The sequence below is a fragment of the Streptomyces sp. WM4235 genome (genome assembly GCF_001279725.1).
Taxonomy (GTDB): domain Bacteria; phylum Actinomycetota; class Actinomycetes; order Streptomycetales; family Streptomycetaceae; genus Streptomyces.
This window is the reverse complement of the sequence record NZ_LGDE01000428.1, coordinates 34,419-51,117: the sequence shown is the minus strand read 5'-3', so window position 1 is coordinate 51,117 and position 16,699 is coordinate 34,419. Positions and strand designations below refer to the sequence as shown.

General features: G+C 72.6%; 16 protein-coding genes. 12 read left to right on the top strand and 4 right to left on the bottom strand.

Going from position 1 to position 16,699, the window contains the following annotated elements; genetic code table 11:
* Together ADK55_RS26245 and ADK55_RS26240 are read left to right on the top strand one after the other, a co-directional pair.
* On the top strand, positions 1–678 hold a 678-nt coding region (locus ADK55_RS26245), incomplete at its 5' end, for a LysR substrate-binding domain-containing protein (RefSeq protein ID WP_107089306.1).
* Between the two features lie 56 nt (positions 679–734).
* A complete protein-coding gene (locus tag ADK55_RS26240; protein WP_053682272.1) occupies positions 735–1,739 on the top strand; it encodes a TAXI family TRAP transporter solute-binding subunit in 1,005 nt (334 codons plus the stop codon).
* A gap of 67 nt (positions 1,740–1,806) precedes the next feature.
* Here the strand turns inward: ADK55_RS26240 and ADK55_RS26235 are convergent, their stop codons facing one another.
* Both ADK55_RS26235 and ADK55_RS26230 read right to left on the bottom strand, forming a co-directional pair.
* On the bottom strand, positions 1,807–2,808 hold the full coding sequence (locus ADK55_RS26235) for an ROK family protein (RefSeq protein ID WP_420713684.1): 1,002 nt from the start codon (positions 2,806–2,808) through the stop codon (positions 1,807–1,809).
* Between the two features lie 27 nt (positions 2,809–2,835).
* Positions 2,836–3,942 carry a LacI family DNA-binding transcriptional regulator gene (locus ADK55_RS26230; protein WP_053682271.1) on the bottom strand — a complete coding sequence of 369 codons (1,107 nt, stop codon included), beginning with the start codon at positions 3,940–3,942 and terminating at the stop codon, positions 2,836–2,838.
* 454 nt (positions 3,943–4,396) lie between these two features.
* Here ADK55_RS26230 and ADK55_RS26225 point away from each other — a divergent pair, with 454 nt between their 5' ends.
* Together ADK55_RS26225 and ADK55_RS26220 are read left to right on the top strand one after the other, a co-directional pair.
* On the top strand, positions 4,397–5,698 hold the full coding sequence (locus ADK55_RS26225; protein WP_053682270.1) for a glycoside hydrolase 5 family protein: 1,302 nt from the start codon (positions 4,397–4,399) through the stop codon (positions 5,696–5,698).
* 41 nt (positions 5,699–5,739) lie between these two features.
* Positions 5,740–7,887: an endo-beta-N-acetylglucosaminidase gene (locus tag ADK55_RS26220; RefSeq protein ID WP_053682269.1), complete on the top strand. Its 2,148-nt coding sequence runs from the start codon at positions 5,740–5,742 to the stop codon at positions 7,885–7,887.
* A gap of 10 nt (positions 7,888–7,897) precedes the next feature.
* Here the strand turns inward: ADK55_RS26220 and ADK55_RS26215 are convergent, their stop codons facing one another.
* Positions 7,898–9,310, bottom strand: coding sequence for a sensor histidine kinase (locus tag ADK55_RS26215; protein WP_053682268.1), 1,413 nt, complete (start codon positions 9,308–9,310; stop codon positions 7,898–7,900).
* A 12-nt stretch (positions 9,311–9,322) separates the two neighbouring features.
* Complete coding sequence (locus ADK55_RS26210) at positions 9,323–10,027, bottom strand: response regulator transcription factor (RefSeq protein WP_053682267.1); 705 nt, start codon at positions 10,025–10,027, stop codon at positions 9,323–9,325.
* A 318-nt stretch (positions 10,028–10,345) separates the two neighbouring features.
* On the opposite strand from ADK55_RS26210, the gene ADK55_RS26205 reads away from it, so the two are divergent.
* The 8 genes from ADK55_RS26205 (at position 10,346) to ADK55_RS26175 (ending at position 16,594) form a co-directional block, all read left to right on the top strand.
* Complete coding sequence (locus tag ADK55_RS26205; protein WP_053682266.1) at positions 10,346–11,131, top strand: amino acid ABC transporter ATP-binding protein; 786 nt, start codon at positions 10,346–10,348, stop codon at positions 11,129–11,131.
* A 109-nt stretch (positions 11,132–11,240) separates the two neighbouring features.
* Positions 11,241–12,095, top strand: coding sequence for a glutamate ABC transporter substrate-binding protein (locus tag ADK55_RS26200; protein WP_053682265.1), 855 nt, complete (start codon positions 11,241–11,243; stop codon positions 12,093–12,095).
* Between the two features lie 83 nt (positions 12,096–12,178).
* Complete coding sequence (locus tag ADK55_RS26195) at positions 12,179–12,853, top strand: amino acid ABC transporter permease (protein ID WP_053682264.1); 675 nt, start codon at positions 12,179–12,181, stop codon at positions 12,851–12,853.
* A complete protein-coding gene (locus tag ADK55_RS26190; protein ID WP_053682263.1) occupies positions 12,850–13,734 on the top strand; it encodes an amino acid ABC transporter permease in 885 nt (294 codons plus the stop codon). Before ADK55_RS26195 ends, ADK55_RS26190 begins: the two co-directional genes overlap by 4 nt.
* A gap of 169 nt (positions 13,735–13,903) precedes the next feature.
* Positions 13,904–15,490 carry an FAD-dependent monooxygenase gene (locus ADK55_RS26185; RefSeq protein WP_053682262.1) on the top strand — a complete coding sequence of 529 codons (1,587 nt, stop codon included), beginning with the start codon at positions 13,904–13,906 and terminating at the stop codon, positions 15,488–15,490.
* Positions 15,491–15,523: 33 nt separating this feature from the next.
* Positions 15,524–15,610 (top strand): putative leader peptide, encoded by an 87-nt coding sequence (locus tag ADK55_RS41045; RefSeq protein WP_311318651.1) that lies wholly within the window; start codon positions 15,524–15,526, stop codon positions 15,608–15,610.
* Positions 15,611–15,686: 76 nt separating this feature from the next.
* Positions 15,687–16,205 (top strand): cysteine dioxygenase, encoded by a 519-nt coding sequence (locus ADK55_RS26180; protein WP_053682261.1) that lies wholly within the window; start codon positions 15,687–15,689, stop codon positions 16,203–16,205.
* Complete coding sequence (locus ADK55_RS26175) at positions 16,202–16,594, top strand: rhodanese-like domain-containing protein (protein ID WP_053682260.1); 393 nt, start codon at positions 16,202–16,204, stop codon at positions 16,592–16,594. Before ADK55_RS26180 ends, ADK55_RS26175 begins: the two co-directional genes overlap by 4 nt.
* The last annotated feature ends 105 nt before the right edge of the window (positions 16,595–16,699 follow it).

Sequence of the window (16,699 nt, the reverse complement as noted above, 5' to 3'; positions counted from 1 at the left end):
GGGCTGGACGTGGTGGGGGTGCTCGGCGACTTCCACGAAGCGCACCCCGGAGTGGAGATCGCGCTGTCGGAGGACACCTCGGAGCGGATGCTGGCCGGTTTGTCGAGCGGGGAGCTGGACCTGGCGGTGATCGGGCCGGCCGGTGACCCGCCGCCCGGGATCGCGTTCCAGGTGGTGCTCGACCAGCCCCTCGTGGCGTTGGTTCGGGCCGGCGATCCGCTCGTGCGGGAGTCCGCGCACGGCCGGATCCCGCTGGCGGCGCTGCGCGGGCGGGCACTGATCAGTCTGCCGCGCGGGACGGGCCTGCGCGCGGTGTTGGAGCGGGCGTGCGCGGAAGCCGGATTCGCGCCCCGGGTGGACTTCGAGGCGGCGGCGCCACCCGTACTGGTCCGGTTGGCCGCGCGGGGGCTGGGGGCGGCGGTGGTGCCGGCCGGGGCGGAGGCGGGGGGCGCCGGCGACCTGGTGGCGCTGCGGATCGTCGAACCGGCGCTGAGCGGTCGGGTGGCGCTGGCCTGGCGGACGGGCGTCCCGCCGGGTCCGGCTGCGGCGCATCTCCTGGCCCGGCTGCGGGCGGGCCTGACGGAGGCGGCGTCGTCGGGCGACGTGGAACCGGCGCACGCCCGGACCTCGGAGCCGGCGGACGCGGGCAGCGCGGCGGCGGCGGGCCCCGGTGGCTGAGGGACCGTGCCGCTCCCGCCCCGGGGCGGTACGGGCCCGAAGGTAGGATCGCGAGCATGCCGCTCCTGCCGTCCCGAGTGCCCCGGATCAGCCGGCGCCGCGCCCTGTGGGGCCTGGCGGCCGTGGTGACGGTCTTCGGCGTGCTGGCCTGGTGGCTGAGGCCGTTCGGGGAGCCGGAACTCAAGGGCGACCTCGCGTTCAGCACGGGTGTCCCCACCGGCGTCTACCACCGCTACGGGCAGCTCCTGAAGGAGGACCTCGCCGAGGACATCCCCGGTGTGAAGGTGCGGCTGGACCCCAGTGAGGGCTCGCAGCAGAACCTCCAGCGGGTGGCCGCCGGGCAGGCCGACTTCACGGTGGCGACGGCGGACGCGGTGTCCAAGTACCGGCTCGACGGGAAGCCGGGCGCCGACCGGCTGCGCGGGGTGGCGCGGCTGTACGACGACTACGTACAGCTGGTGGTGCCCGCCGGGTCCTCGGTGCAGTCGACGCGGGACCTGCGGGGCAAGCGGGTCGCGGTCGGCCAGGACGGCTCCGGCGTCCGACTGATCTCGGAGCGGCTGCTGTCGGCGGCCAAGCTGGACCCGCGGAAGGACATCACCCCGGTGTCCATAGGCATCGACACCATGCCGGCCGAGCTGGAGAAGGGGCGGATCGACGCCTTCTTCTGGTCCGGCGGTCTCCCGACGAACGCGGTGCACGAGCTGTCGGAGCGCTTCGAGATCCGGCTGGTGCCGCTGGGCGACCTGGTGGAGAAGCTCCAGGGCAGTGGCAGTCCCGCCCGCTACTACCGGGCGGCGGTGATGCCGCAGGAGGCGTACGCGCGGGCCCGCAACACCGCGGCGGTGGCCACGCTCGCCGTGCCGAACCTGCTCGTGACCCGCGAGGACACGAGCGCGGAGCTGACGGAACAGTTCACCCGGACCGTGATCAAAAGCCGCGACCGGATCGGGCGCGCGGTGCACGCCGCGCAGTTGGTGGATCTGCGGACGGCGATCTACACGGATCCCTTGGACCTGCACGAGGGCGCCCGGCGGTACTACCGCTCGGTCAAGCCGTAGCGCCCGGTCGAGCCGGGAGCGCCCGGTCTCCGGACGGAGTTCCGGGGCCGGGCCGGATCGCGGGCTCTCAGGTCGAAGCGCCCTCGGGCAGCAGCATCGCCGCGGCGGCCGCCCCGATGAGGCCCGCGTCGGTGCCCAGGCTCGCCGGAACGACCTCGATGTCCCGGACGAACGACAGGGTGGCGTACGAGGCCAGGTGCCGCCGGATCGGTGCGAAGAGGGTGTCGCCCGAGGCGGCGACGCCGCCGCCGATGACCGCGATGCGGGTCTCGACCAGGGTGGCGGTGGCGGCGATGGCGGCGGCCAGGGCGCGGCCCGCCCGGTCGAAGGCGGCCTCGGCGACGGGGTCGCCCGCCCGGGCGGCGGCCGCGACGCCTGCGGCGGTGGCCTCCTGATCGTCGGCCGGGGTCCAGCCCTCGGCGAGGGCCCAGGCGGCGATGGCGGTGCCGGAGGCGAGGGACTCCACACAGCCGCGGCCGCCGCAGACGCAGGGGTCCCCGTCGAAGGCCACGCTGATGTGCCCGATGTGGCCCGCGTTGCCGGTGGGACCGGGGTGGAGCCGGTTGTTCAGGACGAGGCCGCCCCCGACACCGGTGGAGACGACCATGCACAGGGCGTTGGCGTGCCCCTTGGCGGCGCCCAGCCAGTGCTCGGCGGCCGTCATCGCGACCCCGTCGCCCGCCAGGACGGTCGGGATCCGGGCCCCGTGGGCGGCCAGTTCCGCCGCGATCCGGGCCTGTACGGGGAACTCCCGCCAAGCGCCGATGTTGACCGGGCTGACCGTGCCCCGGGAGGTGTCCACCGGGCCCGCGCTGCCGACGCCGCAGCGGACCACCGAGGGCCACAACGGGCTGCGTGCCAGGTCCGCGACGACCTCGGCGACGGCCGCCATCACCGCGTCGGCGCTCGCCGCGCGCGGCGTGGGGCGGCGGGTTCCGGCCGTCATCGTTCCGTCCGGGTGCACCAGAGCGCCGGCGATCTTCGTTCCGCCGATGTCGATCGCCACGGTCGGGCCGGTGCCCGGGGCGGCGGCGCGAGGGGTGGGGAGGGCTGGGGTGGAACTGGTCACGGTGGCGCTCCAGGGAGGGGTCGGAACTCAGTATGCGGCCGGGGGTGGCGCCGTACTCTCGCGGGGCTCCAGTCGCGGCAGCTCGCTCTGCCGGGTGCGGGGCACGCCCCCGGCGAGTACGGCCAGCAGCTCCTCGGCGGCGAGCCGCCCGAACGCGGCCGTGTCACGGACCAGGGCGGTGAGCCGGGGGTGGGTGACCCGGCAGAGCGCGGAATCGTCCCAGGCGACGATCGAGAGCCGGCCGGGGACCGCGATGCCCAGCTCGGTGGCGACGGCGAGACCGGCCAACGCCATCACGTCGTTGTCGTAGACCAGGGCCGTGGGCGGCTCCGGCTCGGCGAGGACCCTGCGGGTCGCGGCGGCGCCCTCGGCGTCGGAGTAGTCCGTCACCACCGAGCGCACCCGGTCGGGGCCGAGCCCGCGCCCCTCGGACCAGGTGCGCAGCGAGGCCGTCCGCCGGGCGGTGTGGGCGAGGCCGGGGAGGCCGGCGAGGTGGGTGATCCGGCGGTGGCCGAGTCCGTGGAGGTGCTCCAGCACCTGGATCATCGCGCCGGCGTCGTCGGCCCGGATGGTGGATGGCCGGCGGGAGGGCGGGACGGCCGGCGGGACGGCCCGAGCCACGGTCGACTCCGAGGGATCCGAGCCCGTGGTGTCCGCCCCGGGGACGTCCGGGCCGCCCACCATCACGGCCGGCAGCCCCAACCCGGCGAGGAGTTCCGGTCGCGGGTCGTCGATCCGGGGGTCGACGACGATGACCCCGTCCACCCGTCGTTCGGCCCACCACCGGCGGTACACGGCGCACTCGGCGTCCACGTCCTCCACCACCTGGAAGAGCAGCGCGATCCGCCCCGCCGACAGCACCTCCTGGACACCGGAGACGAGCCGGAGGAAGAACGACTCCACCCCGAGGGTGTGCGCGGGTCGGGCGAGGACCAGCCCGACGGCGCCGGAGCGTTCCCCGGACAGCGCGCGAGCGGCGCTGTTGGGCTGCCAACCGAGCTCCTCGGCGATCCGACGGACACGGGCACGGGTGTCCTCGGACACCCCGGGACGGTCGTTGAGCGCGAAGGAGACGGCGCTCTCCGACACCCCCGACCGGCGGGCGATGTCCTTGATGGTGGGTCTGCGCGCCATGCCTGCCTCATCCTTCGCCGCCGCGGACTCCGCCGCCGCGGACTCCGATGGCGGGACCGTACGCGATCCGGCCCCCGAAAGGCGGCCACCACCGCCGGCGGGTGCCGAGGCGAACGACGTTGCGCCAGGCTTCCGTTCACCCCGTCCCGGCGCCTTACCGGATTCCGCGTACGACTGTCAACACCCCTGTTGTCGACGTTGGCCATTTCCCCTCCCTTTCCCCCGGACCGCGACTTCCGGTTGACAGCTAAACCGCATTAGCACGGAGGCCTTGATCGTCAACTCCCCTACCGCGCCTTGGACTGAAGCGCATAAGTCGCCAACCACCCTTCAGGAGGCGCACATTCATGGTCGGGTGGACCGGATTGCCCGTACCGGACCTGTTGACTTTCCCTCGGAACGGGCGGCACGTTGTGGGGCGTCCGGTGAATTCCCCTGAACTCCAGGATCATTCATGCACGACGGCACCGTCCCTCCTGCCCTCCCCCGCCGGCTCCGGTTCGGCGCCAACTACACGCCGACACGCGGGTGGTTCCACCACTGGCTCGACTTCGATCTCGACGAGGTCCGGGCCGACCTCGACTCGATCGCCGCGCTCGGGCTGGACCACGTACGGGTCTTCCCGCTGTGGCCGTTGTTCCAGCCGAACCGCACGCTGATCCGCCCGCGCGCCGTCGAACAGCTCGTCGCGCTCGGCGACGCCGCCGCCGAACGGGGGCTCGACGTCACCGTCGACGGATTGCAGGGGCACCTGTCGAGCTTCGACTTCCTGCCCGCCTGGACCGGGACCTGGCACCGGCGCAACATCTTCAGCGACCCCCGTGTGGTGGAGGCGCAGGAGGAGTACCTGCGCACGCTGGCCGCCGCCCTCGGCGACCGGCCCAACTTCCTCGGGATGACCGTGGGCAACGAGATCAACCAGTTCTCCGACTCACCGCACCCCGACCCCGACCGGATCACCCAGGCGCAGGCGCAGCGGTGGCTGGAGCGGATGCTGGCCGCGTGCGAGAAGGGGGCCCCGGGGCGGTTCCACCTGCACGCCGAGTACGACGCGGCCTGGTACCGGGACGGGCACCCCTTCACGGCGGCGCAGGCGGCCCGGCTCGGCGCGGCCACGGCCGTGCACTCGTGGGTGTTCAACGGGACCGCCCAGCGCCACGGGCGCACCGGGACCGCCACCGAGCATCACGGTGCCTACCTGGTCGAACTGTCCAAGGCCTGGGCCACGGACCCGCACCGCCCGGTGTGGCTCCAGGAGGTCGGGGCGCCCGCGCCACTGGTCCAGCCGGAGCACGCGGCGGAGTTCACGGAGGCGACCGTGGCCAACGTGCTGGACTGCCCGGACGTGTGGGGCGTGACCTGGTGGTGTTCGCACGACGTGTCCCGGGACCTCGCGGACTTCCCGGAGTTGGAGTACGGCCTCGGATTGCTCACCAACGACCGTCGGGTCAAGCCCCAGGGGGCGGCCATCGCCCGGATCGCCGAGTGGTGGCGGGGCCGGGAGCACCGCCCGCCCGTCCGGTCCACCGCGCTCGTCGTGGACGTCGGCGGGGCGCTCACCGCGCCCGAACGGTCGGTGTGCGCCCCGGGCGGGACCTTCTTCGAGGCGTGGGCCGCGCTCACGGCCCAGGGGGTGCGCCCCGCGGTGGTCCTGGCGGAACACGCCGAGGACCGGGCGCACCTGTCCGCGCGGGGCATCACCGAGGTGCTGCGCGTGACCGAGGTGACCGAGACGCCTGAGGTGACCGAGGTGTGAACGAGGTCTGACCGAGCGTCCCTTCCGCAGAGGAGCCCCGCATGTACGAGCCCGATCACGGTGTCGACCCGCGCACTGCCCCGCTCCCCCGCAGGTCCCCCGGCCGGCCGACCCGACGGGCCGTGCTCGCCGCCGGGGTGGGGATCGCCGCAGCGCCCGCGTGGCCCGCGCGGGCCACGGCCGCCGGGGAGGAGCCGGCCGGCGGGCCGACGCTCCTGCCGGATCTCGCCCCGTACGCCTCGTACTGGTTCCCGGACTCGCTCCCGGAGGGGTCCCCCGGCCCCGGGATCATCTGGCGCTCCCTACGCGAGTGGAGCCCGGCCTCGGATCCAGACCTCGCCCACAACACCGCGACGGTGCCCCTCGCGCGCCGCTTCACACCCGTGCCGCCGCATCCCGGCGCCCGCGTCGGGCAGGCCCGGATCTCCTCGCTGGTGTCCTTCGGGCCGACCGCGGGGAACCCGTCGCAGGGTTCCGCGACCGCCGACCACTACGCGCTCACGCACTGGGCGTACATCGACGAGTTGGTCTTCTGGGGCGGGTCGTCCGGCGAGGGGATCGTGCTGGCCCCGAACGCGCCCGTGGTCGACGCGGCCCACCGCAACGGGGTCCGGGTGCTGGGCAACGTGTTCCTGCCGCCCGTCGCGTACGGCGGTGACCTGCGCTGGACCCGTGACCTGGTGCGACGGGACGCCTCGGGCCGGTTCCCGATCGCGGAGCAGCTCGTCCGGGTGGCGCGGACGTACGGGTTCGACGGCTGGTTCGTCAACGCCGAGACCGACGGCGGCGACAGCGCGCTCGCGAGCCGGACGCGGGGGTTCCTGCGCGCCCTGCGGGCGGCGGGTGAACCGCACGGGCTGCGCGTCACCTGGTACGACGCGATGAACAGCACCGGTCGGGTCGGGTGGCAGGGGGCGCTGAACGCGCTGAACCGGGACTTCTTCGAGGACCGGGTCGGGACGGTCGCGGACAGCATGTTCGTGGATTTCCGCTGGACGGCCCGGAGCCTCGCGGAGTCCGGCGCCCTCGCCGAGCGATTGGGCCGCAGCCGTCACGAACTGTGGGCGGCGGTGGACACCGAGTCCCGCGGCTGGGACGCGGACGTGGACTGGGACGCGATCGTTCCGCGCGGGCGGGACCATGTCGTCGGCATCGGGTTCTACCGGCCCGAGTGGACGCGCAACCACCTCACCGACCGGTCCCCGGGCGCCTTCCACCGGGCCGACGACCGGTTCTGGACGGGCGAGTCCCTGGACCCAGCCCGCCCGGCGCCGGAGAGCGGTTGGCGCGCGCCCGCCACCGTGGTCGCCGACCGCTCCACCGTCGCCGCGCTCCCCTTCGGCTGCTCGTTCAACACGGGGCACGGGGAGCGCTGGTACGAGGCCGGCGAGGTCACCTCGCCGGCGCCCTGGAACCGGCTCGGCCTCCAGGACGTGCTGCCCGGGCGGCGTTGGGTGGTCGACACCGACGGCCCGCGCCCCTCGGTCACCCTGGACTTCGACGAGGCGTGGCGCGGCGGCTCCAGTCTCCTGGTCGACGGCGTCCTCACCGCGCCCGTCGCCGTCGGGCTGCACGCCACCCGGCTGCCCCTGACCCGTACGACGGTCCTGGACCTGGTCCACGCCCGCGCCCCGGGCGGCGTCCCGGTCACCGTGGAGGTGGGCGTTGCCGTGCGCGAGCCCGCCGCCCCGGGTGAGCCGGTCCCGTACGCGTGGTTCGGGGTCGACGGCCCCGGCTCCGGTCCCGGCTGGCACACCGGCCGGGTGGATCTCGGGACGCGGGCCGGGAGAACCGCGTACGCCCTGGCCGTACGGATCACCGCTCACGGGACCGGACCGGTGCGCTGGCGGCTCGGGGCCCTGACGGTCCACGACACCGCCGCTCGGCGCCGGCCCGCCGCCCCGAGCGCCCTGCGGGTGGACGCGGTGGCCCAGCGGGACGGCGAGGCCTCGGTCCGGCTGTCGTGGCGCCGCGCGCCCGGGACGATCCGCCACCACGAGGTGTACCGCCTGCTGCCGGACGGGACCCGCCGCTTCCTTGGCGGCACCTGCGGCGCGGCCCTGCACCTGCCGGCCGTCACCCGCGCCGGACGGGAACGCGCGGCCGGCTTCGAGGTACGGGCCGTGGACGAGCTGTACACGCTGTCCGACCCGGCCAGCACCACCCTGACCTGGGACGATCCCGAGTGAACCGCCCTGGCTAGTCCGCGTGGGGGTCGGTGTGCGGCACGGCCACCGTCACCCGCAGTCCGTGCGGCGGGTTCGTCTCGTACGCGAGGGACCCGCCGCCCGAGGCGAGCAGTGCGCGGGAGATGGACAGGCCCAGCCCGGATCCCTTGACGTTCTGGTGGCGTCCGCTGCGCCAGAAGCGGTCGCCGACGCGCACCAGTTCCTCGGGGGTGAGCCCGGGGCCCCGGTCGGCGACGGTGACGAGCGCGAGGCGCCCCTCGGTGGAGACCTCGACCTCGACGCGCTCTCCCCGGGGGGTGAACTTGAGGGCGTTGTCGATGACGGCGTCGAGGGCGCTGGACAGGGCGATGGGGTCGGCCCAGCCGGTGACGGCCTCGGGGCCGGGCTCGGTGAGCTCCACGCCCTTGTCCTCGGCGAAGGGGCGCCACGCGGTGACCCGCTCGGCGGCCAGCCCGCCGATGTCGATCAGGCAGATCTCGGCGGCGGCGTGCTCGGCCAGCGCCAGGTCGAGCAGGTCGTCGAGGACCTGGGTCAGGCGTCTGCCCTCGGTGCGCACGGAGGCGATCTCCTCGTTTCCCTCGGGCAGTTCGAGGGCGAGGAGTTCGATCCTCAGGAGCAGCGCGGCGAGCGGGTTGCGCAGTTGGTGGGAGGCGTCCGCGACGAACGCCCGCTGCTGCTCCAGCACCTCTTCGACGTTGTCCGCCATCTCGTTGAACGAGTGGGCCAGTCGTCGCAGTTCCGGCGGTCCGCTGTCGGCCGCGACCCGGGAGTTCATCTTGCCGGTGGAGATGCCGTGGGCGGCCGCGTCCAGGGTCTGGACGGGCTTGAGCACCCAGCTGGTGAGCCGCAGCGCGGCTCCGAAGGCGACCAGCATGGCGGCGGCGAGGCCGCCCGCGATGAGGAGCCATCCCTGCAGGATCCGGCCCCGCATCTGGTCGGTGGGCGATTCGGTGGCGACGACGGCGACGACGTCGCCGTCGAGGACGACCGGGGAGACGACGAGGAGTCTGCCGTCGGTCTGCCAGGGCCACACCTGGCCCGGGTCGTGGCTGCGGCGTCCGGCGAGGGCATCCTCGAAGGCCCGGCGCCCTTCCCTGGAATCGGGGAGCTGCCACCAGCCGGGCGCGCGGGCCATGGCGTTGTCGTCGCGGTAGAAGATGCCGACGCGGATGCCGTACAGCTCCTGGTAGCGGGCGAGTTCCAGTTGGAGGGTGTCGCGGCGTTCGTCGGCGCCGGTGGAACCGGAACCCTCGGCGTCGATGACGAACTGGGCGAGGGCGGCGAAGCGGGCGCTGTCGTCGATCCGGTCGACCACGACCCGCTGCTGCTGTCCGGCGGCGAGGCTGACGGCGAGCGGGAAGCCGAGCGCCAGCAGGACGCCCGCCATCAGGACGACGAGGAGCGGAAGCAGTCGGGCACGCACGACGGGACCCCGCTAGGGGCCGGCCGGGGTGACGAGCCGGTAGCCCACACCGCGGACGGTCTCGATGAGTGCGGGCATGCTCAGCTTGGAGCGCAGCGAGGCGACGTGGACCTCCAGGGTCCGGCCGGTGCCTTCCCAGCTGGTGCGCCACACCTCGCTGATGATCTGTTCGCGGCGGAAGACGACGCCGGGCCGCTGTGCGAGCAGGGCCAGCAGGTCGAATTCCTTGCGGGTGAGCGGTACGTCGGCGCCGTCGACGATGACCCGGCGGGTGGGCAGTTCGATGCTGACCGGACCGAGTCGGACGATGGCGGGGGCCCCGGTGCCGGTGGCGGCGGCCTCCTCGGAGGCGCCGGTGCGCCGGGCGACGGCGTGGATCCGGGCGAGGAGTTCGCCGGTGTCGTAGGGCTTGACCACGTAGTCGTCGGCGCCCATGTTCAGGCCGTGGATGCGTGAGCGCACGTCACCACGCGCGGTCACCATGATCACGGGGGTGGCGGTGCGCTTGCGGATCTTTCCGCACACCTCGTAGCCGTCCTGGTCGGGCAGGCCCAGGTCGAGCAGGACCACGCCGAAGGGCGGGGCGTCCGCCGGCAGGAGCGCCTGCAGCGCCTCCTCGCCGTTGCGGGCGTGGGTCACCCGGAAGCCGTGCCGGGCGAGGATCGCGGACAGCGCGGCGGCGACGTGGTCGTCGTCCTCGACGAGCAGCAGTCTCACTGCGTCACCCTTCCCTCGTCCGTCCCGTCCGGTCGGCGGGGTGGCGCCGTAGTGGCGGTTTCATTGCGGCGTCATGTCGGTTTCATGGCCACCATGCATCCACGCTGATGCAGAGTCCCACGTCAAGGGAGTTCCGCTTGCGCGAGTCTTCCGTTATGTACCCGGTACGAGTACAGGGGCGCCGTCGCGGGCGTCGCGCACGGAGCGTATCCGGGCGAGGCCGGATCGTTATGCTCAATTCTCCCTCAGATGTGATGACGGTGTGCGCGCCTCGTCACTACTGTCCTCCCAACCGACGGAGGACGGAGCAAGAAGCCGATGAGCGGAGTATCAGTGACCAAGGACGTACAGGACGCGGCCGCTGCCGCGGACAGCCTGGTCGTACTGAGCAACGTCAACAAGCACTTCGGCGCGCTGCACGTGCTTCAGGACATCGATCTGAGCATTGCCCGCGGTGAGGTCGTCGTGGTGATCGGTCCCTCGGGATCGGGCAAGTCCACGTTGTGCCGGACGATCAACAGGCTGGAGACCATCGACTCGGGAACCATCACGGTCGACGGCAAGGAACTGCCTTCCGAGGGCAAGGAATTGGCGCGACTGCGAGCCGATGTCGGCATGGTCTTCCAGTCGTTCAACCTGTTCGCGCACAAGACGGTCCTGCAGAACGTCATGTTGGGCCAGCTGAAGGTCCGCAAGACGAACGCGGCGGAGGCGACGGAGAAGGCGAAGGCGCTGCTCGACCGCGTCGGCGTCGGTTCCCAGGCGGACAAGTACCCGGCGCAGCTCTCCGGTGGTCAGCAGCAGCGCGTGGCCATCGCCCGCGCGCTGGCGATGGACCCGAAGGTGATGCTGTTCGACGAGCCGACGTCGGCTCTCGACCCGGAGATGATCAACGAGGTGCTGGAGGTCATGCAGCAGCTCGCCCGGGAGGGGATGACCATGGTGGTCGTCACGCACGAGATGGGCTTCGCCCGCTCCGCCGCCAACCGGGTCGTCTTCATGGCCGACGGAAAGATCGTCGAAGAGGCGGTGCCCGAGCAGTTCTTCAGCAACCCCCGCAGCGACCGCGCCAAGGACTTCCTGTCGAAGATCCTGCATCACTGACGGTCTCGTCTGGTAGTGATCCGGTGTCAGAACCCTGACACGACCGGGCCCGCCGACGCGACACGTCTCGTTCGGCGTTCAACCACGTCTCATCCGAGGGAAGTTCACCATGAAGCTTTACAAGGCCGGAGCGGCCGTCGCCGCGGCCGTGGCTCTCGCCCTGACCGCGACCGCCTGTGGCGGCAGCGGCGACAAGGCGTCCGGTGACGCCGGTTCGAGCGGTGGCGCCAAGAAGGACAAGGTCGTCATCGGCATCAAGTTCGACCAGCCCGGCATCGGTCTGAAGAACCCGGACGGCAAGTTCACCGGGTTCGACGTCGACGTGGCGACCTACGTGGCCAAGGAACTCGGCTACCAGCCCGACCAGATCGAGTTCAAGCAGGCCATCAGCGCCGAGCGCGAGAACCTGATCTCCAACGGTGACGTGAAGTTCGTCGTCGCGAGCTACTCGATCAACGAGAAGCGCAAGGCGAAGGTCGACTTCGCCGGCCCGTACCTCCTCGCGCACCAGGACCTGCTGGTCCGTGCCGACGACACGTCGATCACCAAGCCCGAGGACCTGAACAAGAAGAAGCTCTGCTCTGTCACCGGCTCCACCTCGGCGCAGAACGTCAAGGAGAAGCTGGCCCCCGAGGCCGACCTCAAGCAGAACGCCGGCTACTCCGAGTGCCTGACCGCCCTGGAGAGCAAGGCCGTCGACGCCCTGACCACGGACAACTCGATCCTGGCCGGCTACGCCGCGCAGGAGAAGAACAAGGGCAAGTTCAAGCTGGCCGGGCTGAGCCTGAGCAACGAGAACTACGGCATCGGTCTGAAGAAGGGCGACAAGGAGCTCCAGACCAAGATCAACGCCGCGCTCAAGAAGATGGTCGCGGACGGTGCCTGGGAGGCGGCCGTGAAGACGAACTTCGGCCCCGCCGGCTACAAGAACGAGCCTGCCCCGCAGATCACCGAAGGCAGCTGATTCCTCGGTGAGGAGCGTCGCCGCCCGCCTGCCGCGGGCGGTGGCGCCCCTCACCGGCCATCCTGGGGAGAGCGCAGGGCAACGTGTTCGACTTTCTTGATTCCGGGCAGTACGACGTGCTCGGAGCCTTCTGGGTGACGGTTCAGCTCACCCTCTACTCGGCGATCGGGTCCCTCATATGGGGCACCGCCCTGGCGGGAATGCGGGTCAGCCCGGTCCCGCTGATGCGCGGCTTCGGCACCACGTACGTCAACGTGGTGCGCAACACCCCGCTGACCTTGGTGATCATCGGCTGCTCGCTGGGTCTCAGCGAGACCCTCGGCATCACCTTGGGCGGCACCACGTTCAAGGAGACCGGTTTCCGACTGGCGGTCCTCGGACTGACGGCCTACACCGGCACCTTCGTCTGTGAGGCACTGCGCTCGGGCATCAACACGGTGCCCGTGGGCCAGGCCGAGGCGGCGCGCGCGCTGGGCCTGAGCTTCTTCCAGGTGCTCCGGCTGATCGTGCTCCCCCAGGCCTTCCGGGCGGTCATCGCGCCGCTCACCAACGTACTGATCGCGCTCACCAAGAACACCACGGTGGCCGCGGCCATCGGCGTGGCCGAAGCGGCCCTGCTGATGAAGGAAATGATCGAGAACGAGGCCGACGCGCTCTTCGCCGTCTTCGGGGTCTTCGCCCTGGGCTTCGTCCTGCTGACCCTGCCCACCGGCCTGCTGCTGGGCTGGGTGGCCAAGCGAGCGGCGGTGAAGCGATGACGTCCGTGCTGTACGACGCACCGGGTCCGAAGGCGAAGGCCCGGAACTGGATCTACTCCGGCGTCTTCCTCGTGCTCCTCGGCCTCGCCGTGTGGTGGGCGCTGGGACTCATGGCCGACAAGAACCAGCTCGACGCCGACAAGTGGAGCCCCTTCGTCACCGACAGCCAGATCTGGACGACGTTCCTGATCCCCGGCCTGTTGGAGACCCTCAAGGCCGGCGTGATCGCCATGGTGATCGCCCTGCCGCTGGGCGCCCTGCTGGGTATCGGCCGACTGTCCGACCACGCCTGGGTCCGGACGCCCGTCGGCGCGTTCGTCGAGTTCTTCCGCGCCATCCCGGTGCTCATGCTGATGCTGTTCGGCTACGCCCTGTACGTCCAGTACACCGGTGTGTCCTCCGACGTCCGCCCGCTGTACGCGGTGGTCACGGGCCTGGTGCTGTACAACGCCTCGGTCATCGCCGAGATCGTCCGGGCGGGCGTGCTGTCCCTCCCGAACGGGCAGACCGACGCCGCCAAGGCGATCGGCATGCGCAAGGGCCAGACCATGGTCCACGTGCTGATCCCGCAGGCCGTCACCGCGATGCTGCCGGCCCTGGTCAGCCAGCTGGTCGTGATCCTCAAGGACACCGCGCTCGGCGGCACGGTGCTCGGCCTCGGCGAGCTGATGTCGATGTCCCGGCAGATCTCGGCGAACTACAGCAACACGATCGCGACCTTCGTGGTGATCGCGCTGATCTACGTCGCGGTCAACTTCGCCCTCACCAGTTTCGCGTCCTGGATGGAGAGCCGGCAGCGCAAGTCCAAGCGGAGCACCGGCGCCGTGGTCCCGGCGCGGGTCGACGACATGGCCACCGGCGCGAACAGTGGTGGCGCCTGACCGACGGGTCGACTGACACCAAGTCAGTCATGGTGCGTAGCCTGTGTGGTGCGGCGGAGACCTTCCGCCGCACCACACCGCGTTGCGCCGACGAGTGTCACTTGACGCAGGCACTTCCAGTCGGTTGCATACGTTGTGTGATCACATACCGGACATCGGGAGCCGCGTCATGGACCCGGTGATCGTCGTCGGCGCGGGCCCCGTCGGGCTCGCGCTCTGCCTCGCGCTGGCCGGCGCGGGCGTACCCACCGTCGTACTCGACGAGGGCCCGGGCAAGGACGACCCGCGCCCCGCCCGCTCCGTCGTCCTGCACGCCGACACCGCCGCGATGGCACACCGACTCGGCTGTACGACGCTGCGCGACGAGGGCGCCTACTTCGCCGCGTGGCGCACCATGCGGCGCGGCCGGGACTCGCGTCGGATCACCTTCGAGGACCATCCGGCCCCGCTGCACCTGCCCCAGCACGCCCTGACGCGCGGACTGCGGGACGCCGCCGGCGCGCACCCGCTGGTCCGGCTGGTGACCGACTGTCGGCTGGACGCCCTGGAACAGGACGAGCGCGGCATCACCGCGCACACCCGGGGCGGGGAGACGACCTGGTGGCGCGGCAGCCACCTCGTGGGCTGCGACGGGGCCCGTTCCACCGTCCGCAAGCTGCTCGGGATCCGCTTCCCCGGCCGGACCGCCGTGGAACGGCACGCGGTGGCCGCGCTCCGTACCGAACTCCCCTGGCCCGGCGAGGCGTTGCTGTACCGCGGCGCGGACCACGAGGTCACCGCCCGACCGCTGCCCGACGGGGTGTGGCGGCTGGACTGGCTGCTCCCCTCGCGCGGCGAACTCGTCACCCCGGACGCCCTGGTGACCCTCATCCGGGACACCCTCGCGGCGTGGTGCGGGGGCACGACTCCCCCGTACGACCTGATCGACACCGGGGTGCACACCCTGCACCACCGGCTCGCCCGGCGCTGGCGCGACGGCCGGGCCTACCTCGCCGGGGACGCGGCGCACCTGCTGGGCGCGCTCGGCACCCAGGGCGTCGAGGAGGGGTTGCGGGACGCCGAGAACCTGGCCTGGAGGCTGGCGGTGGCCTGGCACCAGGGGGCCTCCGAGGCGCTGCTCGACGGGTACGAGGACGAGCGGCGCAGGGCGGTCGCCGCCCGGCTGCGCGCCGCCGACCAGGCCATGCCGGCGCTGCGCGGCGGGGGCGGCCTGCGCACCTACCTCCCCGGTGCGGCACGTTCCGCCGAGGGCCTGCTCACCGACGGCCACCTCGGCCGGGGACCGCTGGGCGCGGAGCCCGCGTACGCCCCTCCGGTGGCGGTACGGGAGGTCCCGACGGCCACGGAACCGGGCGGCCCGGTGGCCGATGTCCCGGTGACCGCTCCCGACGGCACCACCGTGCCGTTGCGCGACCTGCTCGGGCGGGGCCGGCTGCTGGTGCTCCTCGTCGCCCCGGGGACCGGGGTCTGGGACCGCCGCCACTGGCTCGGCGCCGGTCTGATGCCCCGTCTCGCGGCGGCGGTCAGCGCGCTCCCGACGCGTGCGGACCTGCTGGTCGCGGACAGCTATCCGGGTGCTCCGGCGCACACCGTGCTGCTGGTACGGCCCGACGGGCATCTGGCGGCGACCTTCGCGGGGGTCCGACCGGCCGAGCTGTACGAGGCGGCGGACGCCGTCCGCTGCGGGGCGCCCGAACCGGCGCGCGCGCCCTCGATCACCCCGGCCGTGACCGCTCCCACCTCCGTGATCGATTGACCGGTCTCCCGCTCACGTGCTTCACTCGCGGACATGACCGGCAACGACGTACGCCTGTGGCGGAGGGTTCACATGGACCTGCTCCGCTACGCGGGCTGCGTGTGTCGCCCTTCCTGTTGATTCGCCCTTTCCCCCGCGCGCCCCGTGCCCTTCCGGGCCCGCGCGCACCTTCGCGAACCTCCAGGACGGTCATTCCATGTCTTCCCCCACCCTGATCTCGGCCGGTCCGACGACCGCCGAGCTTCTCGACTTCGCGCTGCGCACCACGGCGGACCCCGAGATCGTGGGCTCGCTCCCGCTCGACCCCGAAGGCCGTACGTGGGTACGGCTGGACGGGCCCGGCGGCAGCGAGGCCTGGTTGATCGGTTGGCCTCCGGGCACCGGCACCGGCTGGCACGACCACGCCGAATCGCGGGGCGCGTTCGCCACCGCGCGCGGCCGGCTCACCGAGCACTCCCTGGCCGTCCGCCTTCCCTCCGAGGGCTGGAAGTCCCTGGAACTCACCCCCGACGTGGACCGCAGGCGCGACCTGACGGAGGGCACGGGCCGCGGCTTCGGCCTGCACCACGTGCACGAGGTGCTCAACGAGTCCCCGGCCGAGCACGCCGTCTCCGTCCACGCGTACTACCCTCCGCTCCCGTTGATCCGCCGCTACAGCCGCAGCGGGCAGGTCCTGCGGCTGGAGCACGTCGAGCGTCCGGCGGACTGGCAGTGAGCGCCGTACCGGAGGGCATCGACGCCCTCGTCGACCGCCTCAGGACCACCTACGCCCGGGTCTCGCCGGAGCAGGCGTACGCCGCCTCCCGCGAGGGCTCGCTCCTCGTCGACATCCGGTACCAGGCGCTGCGCGAGCGTGACGGTCTGATCCCGGGCGCGCTGGTCGTCGAACGCAACGAACTGGAGTGGCGCCTCGACCCCCAGGGGTCGCACCGGCTGCCCGAGGCGACGAGCCATGACATCGGGGTCGTCGTCATCTGCAACGAGGGCTACGCCTCCACCCTGGCCGCGGTCTCCCTCCACGCCCTGGGGCTCCATCGGGCGACGGACCTGACGGGCGGCTTCCAGGCCTGGAGATCGGCCGGCCTCCCCACCACCGCCGTCTGACGCACCCCCGCACGCACCGGCCCCGCACGCACCGGCCCGGGCGCGCCGACCCGCGGGGCGCCGGCCCGGCCTGCCTGTCCGTGTAGGCCGCCGGCCCGCTCTCGG